19 protein-coding genes and 1 other annotated feature are annotated in these 19,593 nt (G+C 56.4%); of the genes, 14 read left to right on the top strand and 5 right to left on the bottom strand.

The features are described from left to right. Nucleotides 1-38: 38 nt before the first annotated feature. Both radA and nadR read left to right on the top strand, forming a co-directional pair. Nucleotides 39-1,424 (top strand): DNA repair protein RadA, encoded by a 1,386-nt coding sequence (gene radA / locus ACOTYH_RS13230; RefSeq protein WP_017383829.1) that lies wholly within the window; start codon nt 39-41, stop codon nt 1,422-1,424. Between the two features lie 35 nt (nt 1,425-1,459). Then, nucleotides 1,460-2,692 (top strand): multifunctional transcriptional regulator/nicotinamide-nucleotide adenylyltransferase/ribosylnicotinamide kinase NadR, encoded by a 1,233-nt coding sequence (gene nadR / locus ACOTYH_RS13225; protein ID WP_015572616.1) that lies wholly within the window; start codon nt 1,460-1,462, stop codon nt 2,690-2,692. A gap of 83 nt (nt 2,693-2,775) precedes the next feature. Here the strand turns inward: nadR and ACOTYH_RS13220 are convergent, their stop codons facing one another. Then, nucleotides 2,776-3,777 (bottom strand): zinc-binding alcohol dehydrogenase family protein, encoded by a 1,002-nt coding sequence (locus ACOTYH_RS13220; protein ID WP_032670593.1) that lies wholly within the window; start codon nt 3,775-3,777, stop codon nt 2,776-2,778. A gap of 108 nt (nt 3,778-3,885) precedes the next feature. On the opposite strand from ACOTYH_RS13220, the gene ACOTYH_RS13215 reads away from it, so the two are divergent. Beyond that, a complete protein-coding gene (locus ACOTYH_RS13215) occupies nt 3,886-4,785 on the top strand; it encodes a LysR family transcriptional regulator (RefSeq protein ID WP_421637775.1) in 900 nt (299 codons plus the stop codon). Between the two features lie 128 nt (nt 4,786-4,913). Here the strand turns inward: ACOTYH_RS13215 and ettA are convergent, their stop codons facing one another. Continuing rightward, complete coding sequence (gene ettA / locus ACOTYH_RS13210) at nt 4,914-6,581, bottom strand: energy-dependent translational throttle protein EttA (protein ID WP_032660788.1); 1,668 nt, start codon at nt 6,579-6,581, stop codon at nt 4,914-4,916. Nucleotides 6,582-6,807: 226 nt separating this feature from the next. Here ettA and sltY point away from each other — a divergent pair, with 226 nt between their 5' ends. After that, a complete protein-coding gene (gene sltY / locus ACOTYH_RS13205; RefSeq protein WP_058688965.1) occupies nt 6,808-8,745 on the top strand; it encodes a murein transglycosylase in 1,938 nt (645 codons plus the stop codon). A 55-nt stretch (nt 8,746-8,800) separates the two neighbouring features. Next, a complete protein-coding gene (gene trpR, locus ACOTYH_RS13200) occupies nt 8,801-9,130 on the top strand; it encodes a trp operon repressor (protein ID WP_003856511.1) in 330 nt (109 codons plus the stop codon). 27 nt (nt 9,131-9,157) lie between these two features. On the opposite strand, the gene yjjX is transcribed toward trpR, so the two are convergent. After that, nucleotides 9,158-9,673 carry an inosine/xanthosine triphosphatase gene (gene yjjX / locus ACOTYH_RS13195; protein ID WP_015572619.1) on the bottom strand — a complete coding sequence of 172 codons (516 nt, stop codon included), beginning with the start codon at nt 9,671-9,673 and terminating at the stop codon, nt 9,158-9,160. A gap of 48 nt (nt 9,674-9,721) precedes the next feature. On the opposite strand from yjjX, the gene gpmB reads away from it, so the two are divergent. Beyond that, nucleotides 9,722-10,369, top strand: coding sequence for a 2,3-diphosphoglycerate-dependent phosphoglycerate mutase GpmB (gpmB, locus tag ACOTYH_RS13190; RefSeq protein WP_006810187.1), 648 nt, complete (start codon nt 9,722-9,724; stop codon nt 10,367-10,369). On the opposite strand, the gene robA is transcribed toward gpmB, so the two are convergent. Beyond that, nucleotides 10,366-11,235: an MDR efflux pump AcrAB transcriptional activator RobA gene (gene robA, locus ACOTYH_RS13185; protein ID WP_003856504.1), complete on the bottom strand. Its 870-nt coding sequence runs from the start codon at nt 11,233-11,235 to the stop codon at nt 10,366-10,368. The two genes, gpmB and robA, sit on opposite strands and share 4 nt — an antisense overlap. Nucleotides 11,236-11,449: 214 nt before the next feature. On the opposite strand from robA, the gene creA reads away from it, so the two are divergent. After that, a complete protein-coding gene (gene creA, locus ACOTYH_RS13180) occupies nt 11,450-11,920 on the top strand; it encodes a protein CreA (protein ID WP_032103047.1) in 471 nt (156 codons plus the stop codon). A gap of 48 nt (nt 11,921-11,968) precedes the next feature. On the opposite strand, the gene arcA is transcribed toward creA, so the two are convergent. Continuing rightward, complete coding sequence (gene arcA / locus ACOTYH_RS13175; RefSeq protein WP_003856501.1) at nt 11,969-12,685, bottom strand: two-component system response regulator ArcA; 717 nt, start codon at nt 12,683-12,685, stop codon at nt 11,969-11,971. A 95-nt stretch (nt 12,686-12,780) separates the two neighbouring features. Here arcA and yjjY point away from each other — a divergent pair, with 95 nt between their 5' ends. The 7 genes from yjjY (at nt 12,781) to ACOTYH_RS13140 (ending at nt 19,587) form a co-directional block, all read left to right on the top strand. Next, nucleotides 12,781-12,921, top strand: coding sequence for a protein YjjY (yjjY, locus tag ACOTYH_RS13170; RefSeq protein WP_001541509.1), 141 nt, complete (start codon nt 12,781-12,783; stop codon nt 12,919-12,921). Nucleotides 12,922-13,320: 399 nt separating this feature from the next. Continuing rightward, entirely contained in the window at nt 13,321-14,007 is a 687-nt protein-coding gene (locus ACOTYH_RS13165) for a tRNA/rRNA methyltransferase (RefSeq protein WP_017383824.1), read from the top strand. A 211-nt stretch (nt 14,008-14,218) separates the two neighbouring features. Further along, on the top strand, nt 14,219-14,287 hold the full coding sequence (gene thrL, locus ACOTYH_RS13160) for a thr operon leader peptide (protein WP_015572623.1): 69 nt from the start codon (nt 14,219-14,221) through the stop codon (nt 14,285-14,287). Continuing rightward, nucleotides 14,226-14,343 (top strand) — a sequence feature (Thr leader region). (Overlaps the previous gene by 62 nt.) A 24-nt stretch (nt 14,344-14,367) precedes the next feature. Continuing rightward, nucleotides 14,368-16,830 (top strand): bifunctional aspartate kinase/homoserine dehydrogenase I, encoded by a 2,463-nt coding sequence (thrA, locus tag ACOTYH_RS13155; RefSeq protein ID WP_033486727.1) that lies wholly within the window; start codon nt 14,368-14,370, stop codon nt 16,828-16,830. Between the two features lies 1 nt (nt 16,831). Then, the gene (thrB, locus tag ACOTYH_RS13150) at nt 16,832-17,761 is read left to right on the top strand and encodes a homoserine kinase (RefSeq protein WP_022650380.1); all 930 of its coding nucleotides are present in this window, start codon (nt 16,832-16,834) and stop codon (nt 17,759-17,761) included. A gap of 3 nt (nt 17,762-17,764) precedes the next feature. Next, nucleotides 17,765-19,051, top strand: coding sequence for a threonine synthase (gene thrC, locus ACOTYH_RS13145; RefSeq protein ID WP_017694545.1), 1,287 nt, complete (start codon nt 17,765-17,767; stop codon nt 19,049-19,051). 248 nt (nt 19,052-19,299) lie between these two features. Beyond that, a complete protein-coding gene (locus ACOTYH_RS13140; protein ID WP_015572627.1) occupies nt 19,300-19,587 on the top strand; it encodes a DUF2502 domain-containing protein in 288 nt (95 codons plus the stop codon). Nucleotides 19,588-19,593: the final 6 nt, after the last annotated feature.

Here is a 19,593-nt window from a genome sequence, read left to right as displayed (position 1 = left end):
CCCGGCGCGCAGACCGCACAGAAATAACGAGGTAAACCGTGGCGAAAGCTCCAAAACGCGCATTTGTCTGTAATGAATGTGGTGCGGATTATCCGCGCTGGCAGGGGCAATGCAGCGCCTGCCATGCCTGGAACACCATCACCGAAGTGCGTGGTGTGGCGGCTTCGCCGAGCGTGGCCCGCAATGAACGGCTGAGCGGCTATGCGGGCAATGCAGGCGTGTCGAAGGTACAAAAACTTTCGGATATCAGCCTTGAGGCGCTGCCGCGCTTTTCCACCGGATTCAAAGAATTTGACCGCGTGCTCGGCGGTGGCGTAGTGCCGGGCAGCGCCATTCTGATCGGCGGTAACCCGGGCGCGGGTAAATCGACCCTGCTGCTGCAAACGCTCTGCAAGCTAGCCGAACAGATGAAAACCCTGTACGTCACGGGGGAAGAATCACTCCAGCAGGTGGCGATGCGCGCGCACCGCCTCGGCCTGCCGACCGGCAATCTGAATATGCTTTCGGAAACCAGCATCGAGCAGATCTGCATGATCGCCGAAGAAGAGCAGCCGAAGCTGATGGTGATTGACTCCATTCAGGTGATGCATATGGCTGACATTCAGTCGTCACCGGGAAGCGTGGCGCAGGTGCGTGAAACCGCGGCCTACCTGACGCGCTTTGCCAAAACGCGCGGCGTGGCGATTGTGATGGTTGGTCATGTGACCAAAGACGGCTCGCTGGCGGGACCGAAAGTGCTTGAACACTGTATCGACTGCTCGGTGATGCTCGATGGCGATGCGGATTCCCGTTTTCGTACCCTGCGCAGCCATAAAAACCGCTTTGGCGCGGTGAATGAGCTGGGCGTGTTTGCCATGACCGAGCAGGGGCTTCGCGAAGTCAGCAACCCGTCGGCCATCTTCCTGAGCCGTGGCGACGAGATCACGTCCGGTAGTTCGGTGATGGTGCTGTGGGAGGGGACGCGTCCGCTGCTGGTTGAAATTCAGGCGCTGGTGGATCAATCGATGATGGGCAACCCGCGGCGCGTGGCAGTCGGTCTGGAACAGAACCGCCTGGCGATCCTGCTGGCGGTGCTGCACCGTCACGGCGGTCTGCAAATGGCGGATCAGGATGTGTTCGTCAACGTGGTTGGTGGGGTGAAGGTTACGGAAACCAGCGCGGACCTGGCGCTGCTGCTGGCAATGGTCTCCAGCCTGCGCGACAGACCGTTGCCGCAGGATCTGGTGGTATTTGGTGAGGTAGGGTTGGCCGGCGAGATCCGCCCGGTGCCGAGCGGTCAGGAGCGTATCTCCGAAGCGGCAAAACATGGCTTCCGCCGCGCGATTGTTCCGGCCGCCAACGTGCCGAAAAAAATTCCGGAAGGGATGCAGGTTTTTGGCGTTAAAAAACTTGCAGATGCGTTAAATGTCTTTGACGACTTATAATTACGTATTCGATTTTGCAGGAGGCACCGTAATTTATGTCATCATTTGACTACATCAAGACCGCTATCCGCCAGAAGGGCTGCACGTTGCAGCAGGTGGCGGACGCCAGCGGCATGACCAAGGGCTACCTGAGCCAACTGCTGAACGCCAAAATCAAAAGCCCCAGCGCGCAGAAGCTGGAAGCGCTGCACCGTTTTCTGGGGCTTGAATTTCCGCGGATGCAAAAGAACATTGGCGTGGTGTTCGGTAAGTTCTACCCGCTGCATACCGGGCATATCTATCTGATCCAGCGCGCCTGTAGCCAGGTCGACGAACTGCATATCATCATGGGTTATGATGAAACCCGCGATCGCCAGCTGTTTGAAGACAGCGCCATGTCGCAGCAGCCCACCGTGCCGGACCGCCTGCGCTGGCTGCTTCAGACCTTTAAATATCAGAAAAATATTCGTATTCATGCCTTTAACGAAGAGGGCATGGAGCCGTATCCGCACGGCTGGGACGTGTGGAGCAACGGCATCAAAGCGTTTATGGAAGAGAAGGGCATTGCGCCTAACTGGATCTACACCTCTGAAGAGTCCGACGCGCCGCAGTTTCGCGAGCATCTGGGCATCGAGACGGTGCTGATCGATCCTAAACGCACCTTCATGAACATCAGCGGGGCGCAGATCCGCGAGAACCCGTTCCGTTACTGGGACTACATCCCGACCGAGGTGAAGCCGTTCTTCGTGCGTACGGTGGCGATCCTCGGCGGCGAGTCGAGCGGGAAATCGACGCTGGTAAATAAGCTGGCTAACATCTTCAATACCACCAGTGCGTGGGAGTATGGCCGCGATTACGTCTTCTCACACCTTGGCGGCGACGAGATGGCGTTGCAGTATTCCGACTACGATAAAATCGCGCTCGGTCATGCCCAGTACATTGATTTTGCGGTGAAATACGCCAATAAAGTCGCCTTTATTGATACCGATTTCGTCACCACGCAGGCGTTCTGCAAAAAGTACGAAGGGCGCGAGCACCCGTTTGTGCAGGCGCTGATTGACGAATACCGCTTTGATCTGGTGATCCTGCTGGAAAACAACACCCCATGGGTTGCCGACGGCATGCGCAGCCTGGGCAGCTCGGTGGACAGGCGGGAGTTCCAGACCATGCTGGTAGAGATGCTTAACGAGAACAACGTTGAGTTTGTGCATGTGGAAGAGTCGGACTACGATTCCCGCTTCCTGCGCTGCGTCGAGCTGGTGAAGGAGATGATGGGGGAGCAGGGTTAATAACTTCCCCTCTCCCACCAGGAGAGGGGACTTTAATCTCCCTCTCCCAAAGGGAGAGGGCCGGGGTGAGGGAATCAGTCCACTCAATACTCAACCACCACCTTCCCACGCATATGCCCCTCCAGTACCCTGCGGTGCGCTTCGGTAATGCTTTCCACGCTTAGCCCGTGCAGCGTTTCGCTGAGCGAGCTTTCCACCACGCCGTTATCCACCAGCTTCGCCACCTCATCTAAAATCTCACCCTGACGCGCCATATCCGCAGTCTGGTACATGCTGCGGGTGTACATAAACTCCCAGTGCAGGGCGGCAGATTTGGACTTCAGCTTGTCCTGGTTCAGCGGATGCGCGTTTTCAACGATGGAACAAATGTCTCCCTGAGGGGCAATCAGATCGCTGACCGCATCCCAGTGCCCGTCGGTATCGTTGAGGATAAAAATGTAATCCACAAAGGTGAGCCCCTGTTTCGCCAGTTCTCCCTTCAGGTCGCGGTAATTTACAACAATGTCAGCCCCGCGATCGCGACACCACCGGGCGGAATCTTCTCGTGAAGCGGTTGCGACGATCTTCACCTTGCTGTTGTGCTTCGCAAACGGGATCGCCAGCGATCCGACTCCACCCGCGCCGCCAATTATCAGCAGCGTTTTATCTGCGTCGGCATCCTGAATCTTCAGCCGTTCAAACAGGCCTTCCCACGCGGTGAGCGCCGTCAGCGGCAGTGCTGCCGAGGCGGCCCAGTCAAGGCTTGCAGGCTTGTGCCCGACAATGCGCGCATCGATCAGCTGGTGCGTGGTATTACTGCCCGGACGGGTGATATCCCCCGCGTACCACACTTCGTCACCCGGTTTGAATCCGGTGACGCCAGCCCCAACGGCTTGTACGATACCGCTGGCATCCCACCCGAGAATGCGCGGCTCCTTCAGTCCGCTTTTGGCAATGCCTGCATGTACCTTGGTGTCCACCGGGTTTACGGAGACGGCTTTTACCTCCACCAGCAGATCGTGTTCACCGGGCTGCGGCATCGGCGGAGTGATTTCAACGAAGGTGGACGGATTTTCCGGGTTAACGGCAATGGCTTTCACTGACATGGTGTGCTCCTCAATGGCATGCGTTTTGTTGAGGCTAGTCTATTAAGTGGTCAGCTGCATGATAAGATGGACAATCCAGAACTCAGCGTTCGTACAGGGTGAACAATCATGTTTAAACAGCTTCAGGATATGGCGCTGTTTGCGCTGGTGGCCGAGATGGGCAGCTTTACCGCGGCGGCGCAGAAGGCGGAACTGCCGAAATCCAGCGTCAGCCAGCGGATTAGCCAGCTGGAGCAGCAGGTGGGGATCCGTCTGTTGAATCGCACCACGCGCAGGATCAGCCTGACGTTTGCAGGCGAGCACTATCTGGTGCACTGTCGCGAGATGCTGGCGGCCAGCGAGCGCGCGGAGTATGCCATTCAGCGGCTGCGCGAAAACCCCAGCGGGCGGCTGCGGATCACCTGTCCGGCGGGAATTGGCGCGACGCTGCTGGCGCATATGAATGCCGAGTTCCAGCTTCGCTATCCGGACGTGTCGCTGGATGTGTCGATCTCAGACGACGTGGTGGATCTGTTCGAGTCTGGCTTTGACGTGGCGCTGCGCACCGGCAAACCGCAGGATTCTTCCCTGATTGGCCGCATGATTGGGCACTGTCCGCGCTACATGCTGGCCTCGCCCCACTACCTGGCGCGTCGGGCGCCGTTAATCCATCCCCGACAGCTGGTGGATCACCGCTGCATTACGCACCGGGCATGGTCAGAGTGGCTTCTGCGAAGCGAGAATGAGGATTACCGCTACCTGCCGGATAACGCCCACATGACGGATAACCTGGTGTACGCCCGGGAATGCGCCATTGCCGGGGCGGGGATCACGCTGTTACCCGCATTCCTGCTGGAAGATAAGATCGAAAAGGGCGCGCTGGTGAAGGTGCTGCCGGCGTGGAGCGTTGAGGGAAACGATCTCTGGCTGGCCTACCCGAGCCGTAAGCTCAATTCGCCTGCGCTGATGAGCTATATCGACTTTGCGATGCAGTTTGATGAGGTGAAGCGGTATTACGTGGGCAAATAAAAAAGCCGGGTGGCGGCTTCGCCTTACCCGGCCTAAACACTGTGCGGCCTGATGCCCTCACCCTGGCCCTCTCCCACGGGGAGAGGGTACAAACATAAAAAACGGCAACCGAAGTTGCCGTTTTGCTTTTATTTCGCAATACGCTTGTACTTAATACGCTTCGGCTCCAGCGCGTCTGCGCCCAGCGTGCGTTTCTTGTACTCTTCGTATTCGGTGAAGTTACCTTCGAAGAACTCCACCTTACCTTCGTCCTGGTAGTCCAGGATGTGGGTTGCGATGCGGTCCAGGAACCAGCGGTCGTGCGAGATAACCATCGCGCAGCCCGGGAACTCCAGCAGGGCGTTTTCCAGCGCGCGCAGGGTTTCGATGTCCAGGTCGTTGGTAGGTTCATCAAGCAGCAGAACGTTGCCGCCAACCTGGAGCAGCTTCGCCAGGTGCAGACGACCGCGCTCACCGCCGGACAGCTCGCCCACGCGTTTGCCCTGGTCAGTGCCCTTAAAGTTAAAGCGGCCAACGTAAGCGCGGCTTGGCATCTCGGTGTTGCCGATACGCATGATATCCAGACCGCCGGAAACCTCTTCCCACACGGTTTTGCTGTTATCCATTGCGTCGCGGAACTGGTCCACGGAAGCCAGCTTCACGGTTTCACCCAGGGTGATAGAGCCGCTGTCAGGCTGTTCCTGACCGGACATCATGCGGAACAGGGTTGATTTACCCGCGCCGTTCGGACCGATGATGCCAACGATAGCGCCTTTCGGTACGGAGAAGCTCAGGTCGTCGATCAGCAGGCGGTCGCCGTAGGACTTGCGCAGGTTGCTGACTTCAACCACTTTATCCCCCAGACGTGCGCCAGGCGGAATAAACAGTTCGTTGGTTTCGTTACGTTTCTGGTATTCGGTGTTGTTCAGCTCTTCGAAGCGTGCCAGACGGGCTTTGCCCTTAGACTGACGGCCTTTCGCGCCCTGACGCACCCACTCCAGCTCTTTCTCAATAGACTTGCGGCGGGCCGCTTCCTGAGAGGCTTCCTGCGCCAGGCGCTGATCTTTCTGCTCCAGCCAGGAGGAGTAGTTGCCTTCCCACGGAATACCTTCGCCGCGGTCCAGCTCCAGGATCCAGCCTGCAACGTTGTCGAGGAAGTAACGGTCGTGGGTAATCGCCACCACGGTGCCTTCGAAGTCGTGCAGGAAGCGCTCCAGCCACGCCACGGATTCCGCATCCAGGTGGTTGGTAGGTTCGTCGAGCAGCAGCATGTCTGGTTTTTCCAGCAGCAGGCGGCACAGCGCCACGCGGCGGCGTTCACCACCGGACAGGTTAGCGATTTTCGCATCCCAGTCTGGCAGACGCAGGGCATCAGCCGCGCGCTCCAGCTGCACGTTCAGGTTGTGACCGTCGTGCGCCTGGATAATCTCTTCATATTTGCCCTGCTGAGCGGCCAGTTTGTCGAAGTCCGCATCCGGCTCGGCGTATTTGGCATACACTTCATCCAGACCTTTCAGGGCGTTAACCACCTCGGATACCGCTTCTTCAACGGATTCACGCACGGTGTGTTCTGGGTTCAACTGAGGTTCCTGCGGCAGGTAGCCGATCTTAATGCCAGGCTGCGGACGGGCTTCACCTTCGATGTCTGTATCGATGCCGGCCATGATGCGCAGCAGGGTGGACTTACCGGCACCGTTGAGACCCAGAACACCGATTTTTGCGCCCGGGAAGAAGCTCAGCGAGATATTTTTAAGAATATGACGTTTCGGCGGGACAACTTTGCCGACACGATGCATGGTATAAACGAATTGAGCCACGTTGGACTTCGCCTCTTTTATCGTGATGAGAATGAATTTCAGCCTCGAAGTGTAGCCTTTTTCACGCCCTAATCCCAGCCAGGAACGTCGGGAGTGTTAAAACGCGCAAGAAAGGTAAAAAAGTGTCCATGACGTGGCGCGTTGTGGGATGCCTGGTTAGCATAAGTTGATGTAACTTTGACGTGGCAAGACGCTGCAACTGACGAAAAACAATGAGGAAGAGCTTGTGGAAAAAGCCAAACGGGTGGTCTGGCGTCTGCTGGCTGCCAGCGTATGCGTAATGGCGGTAAGCCAGGCGGTGCATGCCGATTCACTGGATGAACAACGTAACCGCTATGCCCAGATTAAACAGGCATGGGACAACAAGCAGATGGATACCGTGCAGGCGCTGATGCCGACGCTGAAGGATTATCCGCTGTATCCGTATCTTGAGTATCGTCAGATCACGGACGATCTCATGAATCAACCGACCGTCACCGTGAATAACTTCATTCAGGCGAACCCGACCCTGCCGCCTGCGCGCACCCTGAAGTCCCGGTTTGTGAACGAGCTGGCCCGTCGCGAAGACTGGCGCGGCCTGCTGGCTTTCAGCCCGGATAAACCGGGCGCGACGGAAGCGCAGTGTAATTACTATTATGCGAAATGGGCGACCGGTCAGCAGGAGGAAGCCTGGACCGGCGCGAAAGAGCTGTGGCTGACGGGCAAAAGCCAGCCAAACGCCTGTGACCCGCTGTTCAGCGCCTGGCGCGCCTCGGGCAAGCAGGATCCGCTCTCTTACCTGGAACGTATTCGCCTGGCGATGAAGGCCGGAAACACCCGGCTGGTCACCGTGCTGGCGGGCCAGATGCCCGCAGATTATCAGACCATTGCGTCTGCCGTTATCAGTCTTGCAAACGATCCCAATACCGTGCTGACGTTTGCGCGTACTACCGGCGCGACCGATTTTACCCGCCAGATGGCGGCGGTGGCCTTTGCCAGCGTGGCGCGTGATGATGTGGAAAACGCCCGGCTGATGATCCCGCAGCTGGTGCAGGCCCAGCAGCTTAATGACGATCAAACTCAGGAGCTGCGCGATATCGTGGCATGGCGACTGATGGGGACAGATGTCACCGACGAACAGGCGCGCTGGCGTGATGATGCGGTGATGCGTTCAAACTCTGTCTCGCTGGTGGAGCGTCGCGTGCGCATGGCGCTGGGAACGGGCGATCGTCGTGGCCTCAATACCTGGCTGGCGCGTCTGCCGATGGATGCCAAAGAGAAAGATGAATGGCGTTACTGGCAGGCGGACATGCTGCTGGAACGTGGTCGTGAAGATGAAGCCAAAGAGATCCTCCACTCCCTGATGCAGCAGCGCGGATTCTACCCGATGGCGGCGGCGCAGCGTCTGGGCGAGGAGTACACCCTGAAGATCGACAAAGCGCCAGCCAACGCGAACCCGGCGCTGACGCAGGGGCCGGAGATGGCGCGCGTGCGCGAGCTGATGTACTGGAATCTGGATAATACCGCGCGCAGCGAATGGGCGAATCTGGTCACCAGCCGTACCACCGATGAGAAAGCGCAGCTTGCCCGCTATGCATTTGATAATCGCTGGTGGGATCTGAGCGTGCAGGCGACGATCGCCGGCAAACTGTGGGATCATCTCGAAGAGCGTTTCCCGCTGGCTTATAAGGATCTGTTCGATCGCTACACCAGCGACAAAGATATTCCGCAAAGCTATGCGATGGCCATTGCCCGTCAGGAGAGCGCCTGGAACCCGAAAGTGCGTTCTCCGGTGGGTGCCAGCGGCCTGATGCAGATTATGCCGGGTACCGCGACGCACACGGTGAAGATGTTTAATATTCCAGGCTACAGCAGCCCGTCCCAGCTGCTGGATCCGGAGACTAACATCAACATCGGTACCAGCTACTTGCAGTACGTCTATCAGCAGTTCGGTAATAACCGTATTTTCGCGTCAGCGGCGTACAACGCCGGACCTGGCCGCGTGCGGACATGGCTTGGCAACAGCGCAGGGCGCATCGACGCCGTGGCGTTTGTCGAGAGCATTCCGTTCTCGGAAACGCGCGGCTATGTGAAGAATGTGCTGGCTTATGACGCCTACTATCGCTACTTCATGGGGCAGAAAGATACCCTGATGAGCGATGCCGAGTGGCAGAGACGTTACTGATCGGCGCGGGTTGTGTTATGCTGTACTCGCTAATGAGTACAAGAGGCAGCATAACATGACCCAGCATTCCCCGTATTCCTCGGCCATGGCCGAACAGCGTCATCAGGAGTGGCTTCGTTTTGTGGAGTTGCTCCGCCAGTCTTACGACAAAGATCTGCATTTACCGTTGCTACAGCTGATGCTGACGCCCGATGAACGCGAAGCGCTGGGCACGCGGGTACGCATTATTGAGGAACTGCTGCGCGGCGAAATGAGCCAGCGCGAGCTGAAAAACGAGCTGGGCGCGGGCATCGCGACCATCACCCGTGGTTCAAACAGCCTGAAGTCGGCGCCGGTTGAACTGCGTCAGTGGCTGGAAGCGGTATTGCTGAAAAACGCCGGATGACGGCTTCGCCTTATCCGGCCTGCAAACTTAACGATAAATCGCGTTATGGAACGGACTTAACGCCAGAATAACGGCCTGGTGGTAAACGCCTGAACGCGTAAGCTTGCCACCCGTAAAGACGCCAATCGCCCCCTCTTTACGACCAATTTCATCAATGCCGGTGTAGTGCGACATTACCGGCCCCAGCGCCTCACCCGCGCGGACTTTCTCCAGTATGACTTCCGGCAGCGGCAGCGTGGCAGAACGCGCTTCGCCGCGCTGCTCACGGCTTTCGATGACAACCCAGCTGAAGGTCGCCCCTTCGTCGATGCCTGCTTCAATCGCGACCCAGAAGTCAGCGTCTGGCGCGGCGGCTTTTGCATTCGCCACGCGATTTCGTGCGCCAGCGCGTGTTTCCTCGCTGCCAAACGGCTGTTCCGGCACACCGCTCTCGACGCCGACGGCGTCAATATGGCAGGATCCTTCGCCGAAGATCTCTTCAAATGCCCTTAGAATTGCCTGAATTTTGGCAGGATTGGTGGTAGCAGAGACAACATGGTGCATAATTAAGCTCGATTTAAAAAATTCATCGCAGTATAACGGAAAAAAAGCATGTTACAGGTATACCTTGTTCGCCACGGTGAAACGCAGTGGAACGCCGAGCGACGTATTCAAGGCCAGTCAGACAGTCCTCTCACCGACAAAGGTGTGCAGCAAGCGTGGCAGGTGGCGGAGCGCGCCAGAACGCTGGGTATCACTCACGTCATCTCCAGTGATTTAGGCCGCACGCAGCAGACGGCACGCATCATCGCCGATGCCTGTGGCTGCGACGTGACCCTCGAACCGCGTCTGCGCGAGCTGGATATGGGCGTGCTGGAAAAACGTCCTATCGATACGCTGACGGAAACCGAAGAAGGCTGGCGCCGCACGCTGGTGAACGGCACTGAAGATGGTCGCATCCCTGAAGGGGAATCCATGCAGGAGCTGAGCGTGCGCATGCATGCCGCGCTGGCCGAGTGCCTGAAACTCCCGGCAGGTAGCCGACCGCTGCTGGTAAGCCACGGTATCGCGCTGGGTTGCCTGGTGAGCACCATTCTGGGACTGCCGGCTTACGCCGAACGCCGTTTGCGTCTGCGCAACTGTTCCATTTCCCGTATCGACTATCAGGAAAGTGCCTGGCTGGCATCGGGGTGGGTAGTTGAGATGGCAGGGGACATTTCGCATCTTGATGCCCCTGCACTGGATGAGTTGCAGCGTTAACGACGTACCGGAATCAGGAATTCCATACGCAGATTGATAGGGCCTTCTTCCGGTTTAGCATCTTGCGCCGGATAGTAGCGCTCAATGTCCTGACCTTTACGGCGATTCAGATTCAGCATCGGCATGCAGGTCCCGTAAACGGTCAGGATGAACTCCTGAACGCCCGTTCCTAAACCTTCGTATGAGAACATCACATACTCGCCGCCTTCCAGCACGACAGGCTTCGAGCCATGAATGTAACCGTTCGCCATGTCAGGCGTCAGCGCCGTGGTATAGAACACCTCCTGCTCGTCGTCTTTTTCCTGGCTGGGATGCGTTTCGTTCAGGCCATACAGAATCGGCGGGATCGCCGGAGCATGGCTTAAAAATTCGCGCCAGAACTGAACGCGCATCTGATGGCGGAACTCGGAGATCTGCTCCAGGGAACAGGAGTAGCTCTGCGTGGTGCCGACCAGGTGCGTTTCCGGCAGGGTGATGATTTCATATTTTGGCATCGCAAACTCGCCCAGACGCAGCGGCGGACGCATACCAAAGGAGCTCCAGTCCGGCGAGCGGCGATAAAGCGCTGGCGTTAACGAGAACTGTTTTTTAAAGGCGCGGGTGAAGGTTTGCTGTGAATCGAAGCGATATTGCAGGGCAATATCCAGGATTGGTCGCGCGGTCAGGCGCAACGCGACAGCAGACTTTGATAAACGACGTGCGCGAATATAGGCACCGATAGCATGACCGGTGACATCCTTGAACATCCTTTGCAGATGCCACTTGGAATAGCCTGCTTTTGCCGCCACATTATCCAGTGACAAAGGCTGGTCGAGATGACCTTCCAGCCAGGTGAGCAGGTCGCGAATAATTCCAGCCTGATCCATATACTATCCTCATCCTTAAAACTGCCGCAGGTGCCTGTTTACAGGTTAGCGGATAATAGCATTTTTTGACGTTTTAGCATTCAGTGTTTTTTTTGCGCATAAATGCTTTTTGTAGTGATTTATGTGCGGATATATTCTAATCCTGTGATCTTGCTACATTTTTATCTAACCTGTTGAATAATCGCTCAGCGTAATTTTTATGAATGGTAACAATATGAAATACAAGGTTTTAGTCTTTACAGCACTGGCGCTGATGGCAGGGCGCGTGGCACAGGCGGAGCAAATTGGCTCCGTGGATACTGTGTTTAAAATGTTTGGGCCGGACCACAAAATTGTGGTGGAAGCCTTTGACGATCCGGACGTTAAAAACGTCACCTGCTATGTCAGCCGGGCAAAGACCGGCGGGATTAAAGGCGGCCTGGGGCTGGCTGAAGACACGTCTGACGCGGCCATCTCCTGCCAGCAGGTTGGCCCGGTGGAATTGAGTGATAAAATCAAAAACGGCAAAGCGCAGGGCGACGTCGTATTCCAGAAACGGACCTCGCTGGTGTTCAAAAAGCTACAGGTAGTCCGTTTTTATGACGCGAAGCGTAACACCCTGGCTTATCTGGCTTATTCCGACAAAGTCGTGGACGGCTCACCGAAAAACGCAATAAGCGCGGTACCGATTATGCCGTGGCATTGATAAAAAAAACGGCGCAAATGCGCCGTTTTTTACTGCGTGACGGGAGAATTACTCCTGGAGGTCACCGCAGAAACGATAGCCTTCACCATGGATCGTGGCGATGATTTCCGGCGTATCCGGCGTAGATTCGAAGTGCTTACGAATACGGCGGATGGTTACGTCAACGGTACGATCGTGTGGCTTCAACTCACGACCGGTCATTTTCTTCAGCAGTTCTGCACGGGACTGAATCTTGCCCGGGTTCTCGCAGAAGTGCAGCATCGCGCGGAATTCACTGCGCGGCAGTTTGTACTGCTCACCGTTCGGGCTAATCAGCGAACGGCTATTGATATCAAGTTCCCAGCCGTTGAATTTGTAGCTGTCGACGCTACGACGCTCTTCACTTACCGTACCCAGATTCATGGTGCGGGACAGCAGGTTGCGTGCACGAATGGTTAACTCGCGAGGGTTGAACGGCTTGGTGATGTAGTCATCCGCGCCGATTTCCAGACCAAGAATTTTATCAACCTCGTTGTCACGGCCCGTCAGGAACATCAACGCGACGTTCGCCTGTTCACGCAGTTCGCGCGCCAGAAGAAGCCCGTTTTTGCCCGGCAGGTTGATATCCATAATCACCAGGTTGATATCATTTTCAGAAAGGATCTGATGCATCTCTGCGCCATCGGTCGCTTCAAAGACATCGTAGCCTTCTGCTTCGAAAATGCTCTTTAACGTGTTGCGTGTTACCAACTCGTCTTCAACGATAAGAATGTGCGGGGTCTGCATGTTTGCTACCTAAATTGCCAACTAAATCGAAACAGGAAGTACAAAAGTCCCTGACCTGCCTGATGCATGTCGCAAATTAACATGATCGGCTTAACGTGACTAAAGTACGTAATTGCGTTCTTGATGCACTTTCCATCAACGTCAACAACATCATTAGCTTGGTCGTGGGTACTTTCCCTTTGGACCCGACAGTGTCAAAAACGGCTGTCATCCTAACCATTTTAACAGCAACATAACAGGCTAAGTGACACCGGACACCCAATAAAACTACGCTTCGTTGACATATATCAAGTTCAATTGTAGCACGTTAACAGTTTGATGAAATCATCGTAGCTGAATGCTAGCCTTTGTCACAATTTTTCAATAAACCAACTAGTTGCGGACATTGATTGATAAACGGTACGAATCCAATCAGAAAAGAGTATTCATATGGTCATTATCATTACAAAACATAAGGATAATGGACTTCTGTTAACATTCTAACTGATTGTTCAGCCACAAAATAGTTTAGCTTTTTTTAATTGTTATGAAACGCTATTTCGGTGATTTGTGTTGCAAAATTGTAAATTCGTGCTGCGTAATATGTTGAACTGAATCACATTTTTACCTGCTAACTGATTAAAAAGAGAGCGTAAATGCATCTGTCGATTGTGCTGGTGGCACCAGCAAGAGCTGAAAATATTGGCGCTGCGGCGCGTGCCATGAAGACTATGGGGTTTACCGATTTGCGTATTGTGGACAGCACGGCGCATCTGGAGCCTGCTGCGCGCTGGGTGGCGCACGGTTCGGGTGATATTCTCGATAATATAACCACTTACGCTACGCTCGCCGACGCACTCCACGATATTTCGTTTACCGTCGCGACGACCGCGCGCAGCCGGGCTAAGTTTCACTATTACGCCACGCCTGCTGAACTGGTGCCGATGCTGGAAGAGAAAAGCCAGTGGCTGGAGAAAGCCGCGCTGGTGTTTGGGCGAGAAGATTCCGGGCTGACTAACGAAGAGCTGGAGCTGGCTGACGTGCTGACGGGCGCGCCGATGGTGGCGGATTATCCGTCACTCAATCTGGGGCAGGCGGTGATGGTCTATTGCTATCAATTAGCATCCTTAATACAAATTTCTCAGCCACCGGTGACAGTTTCGGATGAAAACCAGCTGGCGGCACTGCGTGTTCGTGCAGATAACCTTCTTGAGCAGTTGGGCGTCGCTGACGATCAAAAAATGGTGGACTGGTTACAGCAGCGCCTGGGGCGTCTTGAGCAGCGCGACACGGCAATGCTGCACCGATTGCTTCATGATATTGAAAAAAAATTAGCCGAGTAAAATAGTGTCATAGGTTTTTATTATGGCCGATCCTGCTGATGTCTGGGGTTGCATCTGGGTTATTCCGATGAAAATAAATCTGCCCGCAGTGGGACGTGAGAATGTCCCGAATTGTGATCGAATTAAAAATTCATTGACTTAAGGGGCTCGATCCTTTAACCCTAAAAGAATAGAGCACAGACAGATAATAATGACAGAGTACACAACATCCATGAAACGCATCAGCATCACCACCATTACTACAACCATCATCATTACCACAGGTAACGATGCGGGCTGACGCGTACAGGAAAAACAGAAAAAAGCCCGCACCTGAACAGTGCGGGCTTTTTTTTCGGCTAAAGGAAATGAGGTAGAACCATGCGAGTGTTGAAGTTCGGCGGTACGTCAGTGGCAAATGCAGAACGTTTTCTGCGTGTTGCCGATATCCTGGAAAGCAACGCCAGGCAGGGGCAGGTTGCCACCGTGCTCTCTGCCCCGGCCAAAATCACGAACCAACTGGTGGCGATGATTGAAAAAACCATCGGTGGTCAGGATGCACTACCGAACATCAGCGACGCCGAGCGTATCTTTGCCGATCTGCTTCAGGGGCTGGCCGACGCCCAGCCTGGTTTCCCGCTGGCGCAGCTGAAAAGCACCGTTGAACTTGAATTTGCCCAGATTAAACACGTTCTTCACGGTATCAGCCTGCTTGGTCAGTGCCCGGACAGCATCAACGCGGCGCTGATTTGCCGGGGTGAAAAACTCTCTATCGCCATCATGGCAGGCGTGCTGGAAGCGCGCGGTCACCACGTGACGGTCATCGATCCGGTTGAAAAACTGCTGGCTGTGGGCCACTACCTTGAATCCACCGTCGACATTGCCGAGTCGACACGCCGTATTGCGGCGAGCAAAATCCCGTCTGACCATATGATCCTGATGGCAGGCTTTACCGCCGGTAACGAGAAGGGCGAACTGGTGGTGCTGGGGCGTAACGGCTCTGACTACTCCGCCGCCGTGCTGGCGGCCTGCTTACGCGCGGACTGCTGTGAGATCTGGACTGACGTCGACGGCGTTTATACCTGCGATCCGCGCCAGGTACCGGACGCCAGGCTGCTGAAGTCGATGTCGTACCAGGAAGCGATGGAGCTTTCCTACTTCGGCGCTAAAGTTCTTCACCCGCGTACCATCTCCCCGATTGCCCAGTTCCAAATCCCTTGCCTGATTAAGAATACCGGTAACCCTCAGGCGCCGGGCACGCTGATTGGCGCCAGCGCGGATGAAGATGAACTGCCGGTGAAAGGCATTTCTAACCTCAATAACATGGCGATGTTCAGCGTCTCCGGCCCGGGGATGAAGGGCATGGTCGGCATGGCGGCACGCGTATTTGCCGCTATGTCCCGCAACGGGATCTCCGTGGTGCTGATCACGCAGTCTTCTTCCGAATACAGCATCAGCTTCTGCGTTCCGCAGGGTGATTGCCTGCGTGCCCGTCGCGCGCTGGAAGAAGAGTTCTATCTGGAGCTGAAAGAAGAGCTGCTGGAGCCGCTCTCGATTCAGGAGCGTCTGGCGATTATCTCGGTGGTCGGCGACGGCATGCGCACCCTGCGCGGTATCTCCGCCAAATTCTTTGCCGCGCTGGCGCGGGCTAATATCAATATCGTGGCGATTGCCCAGGGCTCATCAGAGCGTTCCATTTCCGTTGTCGTGGATAACGATGATGCCACTACCGGCGTGCGCGTGGTGCATCAGATGCTGTTCAACACCGACCAGGTGATTGAGCTGTTCCTGGTGGGCGTCGGTGGTGTCGGTGGCGCGCTGCTGGAGCAGGTGAAGCGCCAGCAGGAGTGGCTTAAGAAGAAACATATCGATTTGCGCGTTTGCGGCATTGCGAACTCGAAAGCGTTGCTGACTAACGTCCACGGTCTGAATCTGGAAAACTGGCAGGCGGAGCTGGAAGAGGCGAAAGAGCCATTTAACCTGGGCCGCCTGATCCGCCTGGTGAAAGAATATCACCTGCTTAACCCGGTGATTGTTGACTGTACCTCCAGCCAGGCGGTGGCCGATCAGTACGCCGACTTCCTGCGCGAAGGGTTCCACGTGGTGACGCCAAACAAAAAGGCCAACACCTCGTCGATGGATTACTATCATCAGCTGCGGCTGGCGGCGAGTAAGTCGCGCCGTAAGTTTCTGTATGACACCAACGTGGGCGCGGGCCTGCCGGTCATCGAGAACCTGCAAAACCTGCTGAACGCGGGCGACGAACTACAGCGTTTCTCCGGCATCCTCTCCGGCTCCCTGTCGTTTATCTTCGGCAAGCTGGACGAAGGGATGAGCTTGTCGGAAGCCACCCGCGCCGCGCGCGAGCTGGGCTACACCGAGCCGGATCCGCGCGACGACCTCTCCGGCATGGACGTGGCGCGTAAGCTGCTGATCCTGGCGCGCGAAACTGGCCGCGAGCTGGAGCTTTCGGATATCGTGATTGAGCCGGTGCTGCCAGCAGAATTTGATGACAGCGGTGACGTCAGCGCCTTTATGGCCAGGTTGCCGCAGCTTGACGACGCCTTTGCCGCACGCGTTGCGAAAGCCCGTGATGAAGGTAAGGTATTGCGCTATGTTGGCAACATTGAAGAAGACGGCGTCTGCCGGGTGAAGATTGCCGAAGTGGATGGCAACGATCCGCTGTACAAGGTGAAAAACGGCGAGAACGCCCTGGCGTTCTACAGCCATTATTATCAGCCACTGCCGCTGGTGCTTCGCGGCTATGGCGCAGGGAATGATGTGACGGCGGCAGGCGTGTTTGCCGATCTGCTGCGTACCCTGTCATGGAAGTTAGGAGTTTAAGATGGTTAAAGTATATGCCCCGGCTTCCAGCGCCAATATGAGCGTCGGATTTGACGTGCTGGGCGCGGCGGTCACGCCGGTGGACGGTTCGCTGCTGGGCGATACGGTTACGGTTGAGGCGGCAGAGCGCTTCAGTCTGAATAACATCGGCCGCTTCGCCAGTAAGCTGCCGTCTGAACCGCGCGAGAATATCGTTTATCAGTGCTGGGAACGCTTCTGTCAGGAGATCGGCAAAAACGTGCCGGTCGCCATGACGCTGGAAAAGAGCATGCCGATTGGTTCGGGGCTGGGCTCGAGCGCCTGCTCGGTGGTCGCCGCGCTGGTGGCGATGAATGAGCATTGCGGCAAGCCGCTGAACAACAGCCGTCTGCTGGCGCTGATGGGCGAGCTGGAAGGGCGCATCTCCGGCAGCATTCATTATGATAACGTGGCGCCGTGCTTCCTTGGCGGCATGCAGCTGATGATTGAAGAAAATGGCATCATCAGCCAGCAGGTGCCAGGGTTTGATGAGTGGCTGTGGGTGCTGGCCTATCCGGGCATTAAAGTGTCTACCGCCGAAGCGCGTGCGATCCTGCCGGCGCAGTATCGTCGTCAGGACTGTATCGCCCACGGGCGTCATCTGGCGGGCTTTATTCACGCCTGCTACACCCGTCAGCCGCAGCTGGCGGCGAAACTGATGAAAGACGTCATTGCCGAGCCGTATCGCACGAAGCTGCTGCCGGGCTTTAACGAAGCGCGACAGGCATCCATGGATATCGGCGCACAGGCGTGCGGCATCTCCGGCTCCGGCCCGACGCTGTTCGCCTTATGCGACAAGCCAGACACCGCGCAGCGCGTGGCGGACTGGCTCTCTAAACACTACCTGCAAAATCAGGAAGGCTTTGTTCATATTTGCCGTCTGGACACGGCTGGCGCACGAGTACTGGGATAACGAATGAAACTCTACAACCTTAAAGATCATAACGAGCAGGTCAGCTTCGCGCAGGCGGTAACGCAGGGGCTTGGCAAAAATCAGGGGCTGTTCTTCCCCCACGACCTGCCGGAATTTCAGCTGACCGAAATCGATGAGCTGCTGAAGCAGGACTTTGTCACCCGCAGCACCAAAATTCTGTCTGCCTTTATCGGCGACGAAATCCCGCAGGAGCTGCTCGAAGAACGCGTGCGTGCGGCGTTTGCTTTCCCGGCGCCGGTGAAGCAGGTGGAGCCTGACGTTGGTTGTCTGGAGCTGTTCCACGGCCCGACGCTGGCGTTCAAAGATTTCGGCGGTCGCTTTATGGCGCAGATGCTGACCCACATCAGCGGCGACAAACCGGTGACCATTCTTACCGCGACTTCAGGCGATACCGGAGCGGCGGTGGCCCATGCGTTCTACGGCCTGAAAAACGTCCGCGTGGTGATCCTTTATCCGAAAGGCAAAATCAGCCCGCTTCAGGAAAAACTGTTCTGCACCCTTGGGGGCAACATTGAAACCGTGGCGATCGACGGCGATTTCGATGCCTGTCAGGCGCTAGTGAAGCAGGCCTTCGATGACGAAGAGCTGAAGGCGGCGCTGGGGCTGAACTCTGCCAACTCCATCAACATCAGCCGTCTGCTGGCGCAGATCTGCTACTACTTCGAAGCGGTGGCGCAGCTGCCGCAGGACGCGCGCAATCAGCTGGTGGTTTCCGTGCCAAGTGGGAACTTCGGCGACCTGACGGCAGGCCTGCTGGCGAAATCACTCGGCCTGCCGGTAAAGCGCTTTATCGCCGCCACCAACGCCAACGACACCGTGCCGCGTTTCCTGAAGGACGGAAAATGGGCACCGAACGCGACTCAGGCCACGCTCTCCAATGCGATGGATGTGTCACAGCCTAACAACTGGCCGCGTGTGGAAGAGCTGTTCCGCCGTAAGGTCTGGCGTCTGGGCGATCTGGGTTACGCAGCGGTGACGGACGAAACCACTAAAGCCACCATGCGCGAGCTGAAAGCGGTGGGCTATACCTCTGAGCCGCACGCGGCGATTGCCTATCGTGCCCTGCGCGATCAGCTTCAACCGGGTGAGTATGGCCTGTTCCTCGGCACCGCCCATCCGGCCAAGTTCAAAGAGAGTGTGGAAGCGATCCTGGGGGAAACGCTGCCGCTGCCAAAAGAGCTGGCCGATCGCGCCGACCTGCCGCTGCTGTCTCATGAGCTGCCCGCAGACTTTGCCGCGCTGCGTAAGCTGATGATGGCCCGAGCGTGATTGTGCTGCCCGGTGGCGGCTTCGCCTTACCGGGCCTACAACGGCGAACTCATCGTAGGCCGGGTAAGCGCAGCGCCACCCGGCTTTTTTGTGAAGAAATTAAGGAGAAAAACAGCAGGAAAAAAGCAGAAATTCCCAATAAATGCGGTCACTTAGCGTTTAGGATTGCAGAGAATAACATCCCCCGTCCCCATCACGTACTCTCCTTATATCGGCCCACGTTGGGCAAGAAGAATAAGGAGTCACCTATGTCTACACTGAAACCTGCACTTATCGCGCTTTCACTGATGCTGGTCGCTCCCATGGCGGTGCAGGCAGCTGAGATCACCCTCGTGCCAGCGGTAAAACTGCAAATTGGCGATCGGGATAATAACGGGCACTACTGGGATGGCGGCCGCTGGCGCGACCATGACTGGTGGAAAGCGCACTATGACTGGCGCGATAACCACTGGCGTCCGCACGATGAACATCGCGATCGTGACGATCACCACCGTCATGACGATCGTCGCCCGGGCCCGGACCGGAAGCACCATTAACACAAA

Source organism: Enterobacter cloacae complex sp. SHL001 (assembly GCF_049236825.1).
GTDB lineage: Bacteria > Pseudomonadota > Gammaproteobacteria > Enterobacterales > Enterobacteriaceae > Enterobacter > Enterobacter hormaechei_C.
The sequence above is the reverse complement of the archived record's forward strand: the minus strand, read 5'-3'. Positions and strand labels throughout refer to the sequence as shown.

Excerpts from the sequence above, each read along its gene's own strand:
- thrB (WP_022650380.1), top strand. The coding sequence starts at position 16,832 with ATGGTTAAAGTATATGCCCCGGCTTCCAGCGCCAATATGAGCGTCGGA.
- thrC (WP_017694545.1), top strand. The coding sequence starts at position 17,765 with ATGAAACTCTACAACCTTAAAGATCATAACGAGCAGGTCAGCTTCGCG.
- ACOTYH_RS13140 (WP_015572627.1), top strand. The coding sequence starts at position 19,300 with ATGTCTACACTGAAACCTGCACTTATCGCGCTTTCACTGATGCTGGTC.
- robA (WP_003856504.1), bottom strand. The coding sequence starts at position 11,235 with ATGGATCAGGCTGGAATTATTCGCGACCTGCTCACCTGGCTGGAAGGT.
- ACOTYH_RS13220 (WP_032670593.1), bottom strand. The coding sequence starts at position 3,777 with ATGTCAGTGAAAGCCATTGCCGTTAACCCGGAAAATCCGTCCACCTTC.
- trpR (WP_003856511.1), top strand. The coding sequence starts at position 8,801 with ATGACCCAGCATTCCCCGTATTCCTCGGCCATGGCCGAACAGCGTCAT.
- creA (WP_032103047.1), top strand. The coding sequence starts at position 11,450 with ATGAAATACAAGGTTTTAGTCTTTACAGCACTGGCGCTGATGGCAGGG.
- ACOTYH_RS13215 (WP_421637775.1), top strand. The coding sequence starts at position 3,886 with ATGTTTAAACAGCTTCAGGATATGGCGCTGTTTGCGCTGGTGGCCGAG.
- yjjX (WP_015572619.1), bottom strand. The coding sequence starts at position 9,673 with ATGCACCATGTTGTCTCTGCTACCACCAATCCTGCCAAAATTCAGGCA.
- nadR (WP_015572616.1), top strand. The coding sequence starts at position 1,460 with ATGTCATCATTTGACTACATCAAGACCGCTATCCGCCAGAAGGGCTGC.
- arcA (WP_003856501.1), bottom strand. The coding sequence starts at position 12,685 with ATGCAGACCCCGCACATTCTTATCGTTGAAGACGAGTTGGTAACACGC.
- gpmB (WP_006810187.1), top strand. The coding sequence starts at position 9,722 with ATGTTACAGGTATACCTTGTTCGCCACGGTGAAACGCAGTGGAACGCC.
- ACOTYH_RS13165 (WP_017383824.1), top strand. The coding sequence starts at position 13,321 with ATGCATCTGTCGATTGTGCTGGTGGCACCAGCAAGAGCTGAAAATATT.
- thrA (WP_033486727.1), top strand. The coding sequence starts at position 14,368 with ATGCGAGTGTTGAAGTTCGGCGGTACGTCAGTGGCAAATGCAGAACGT.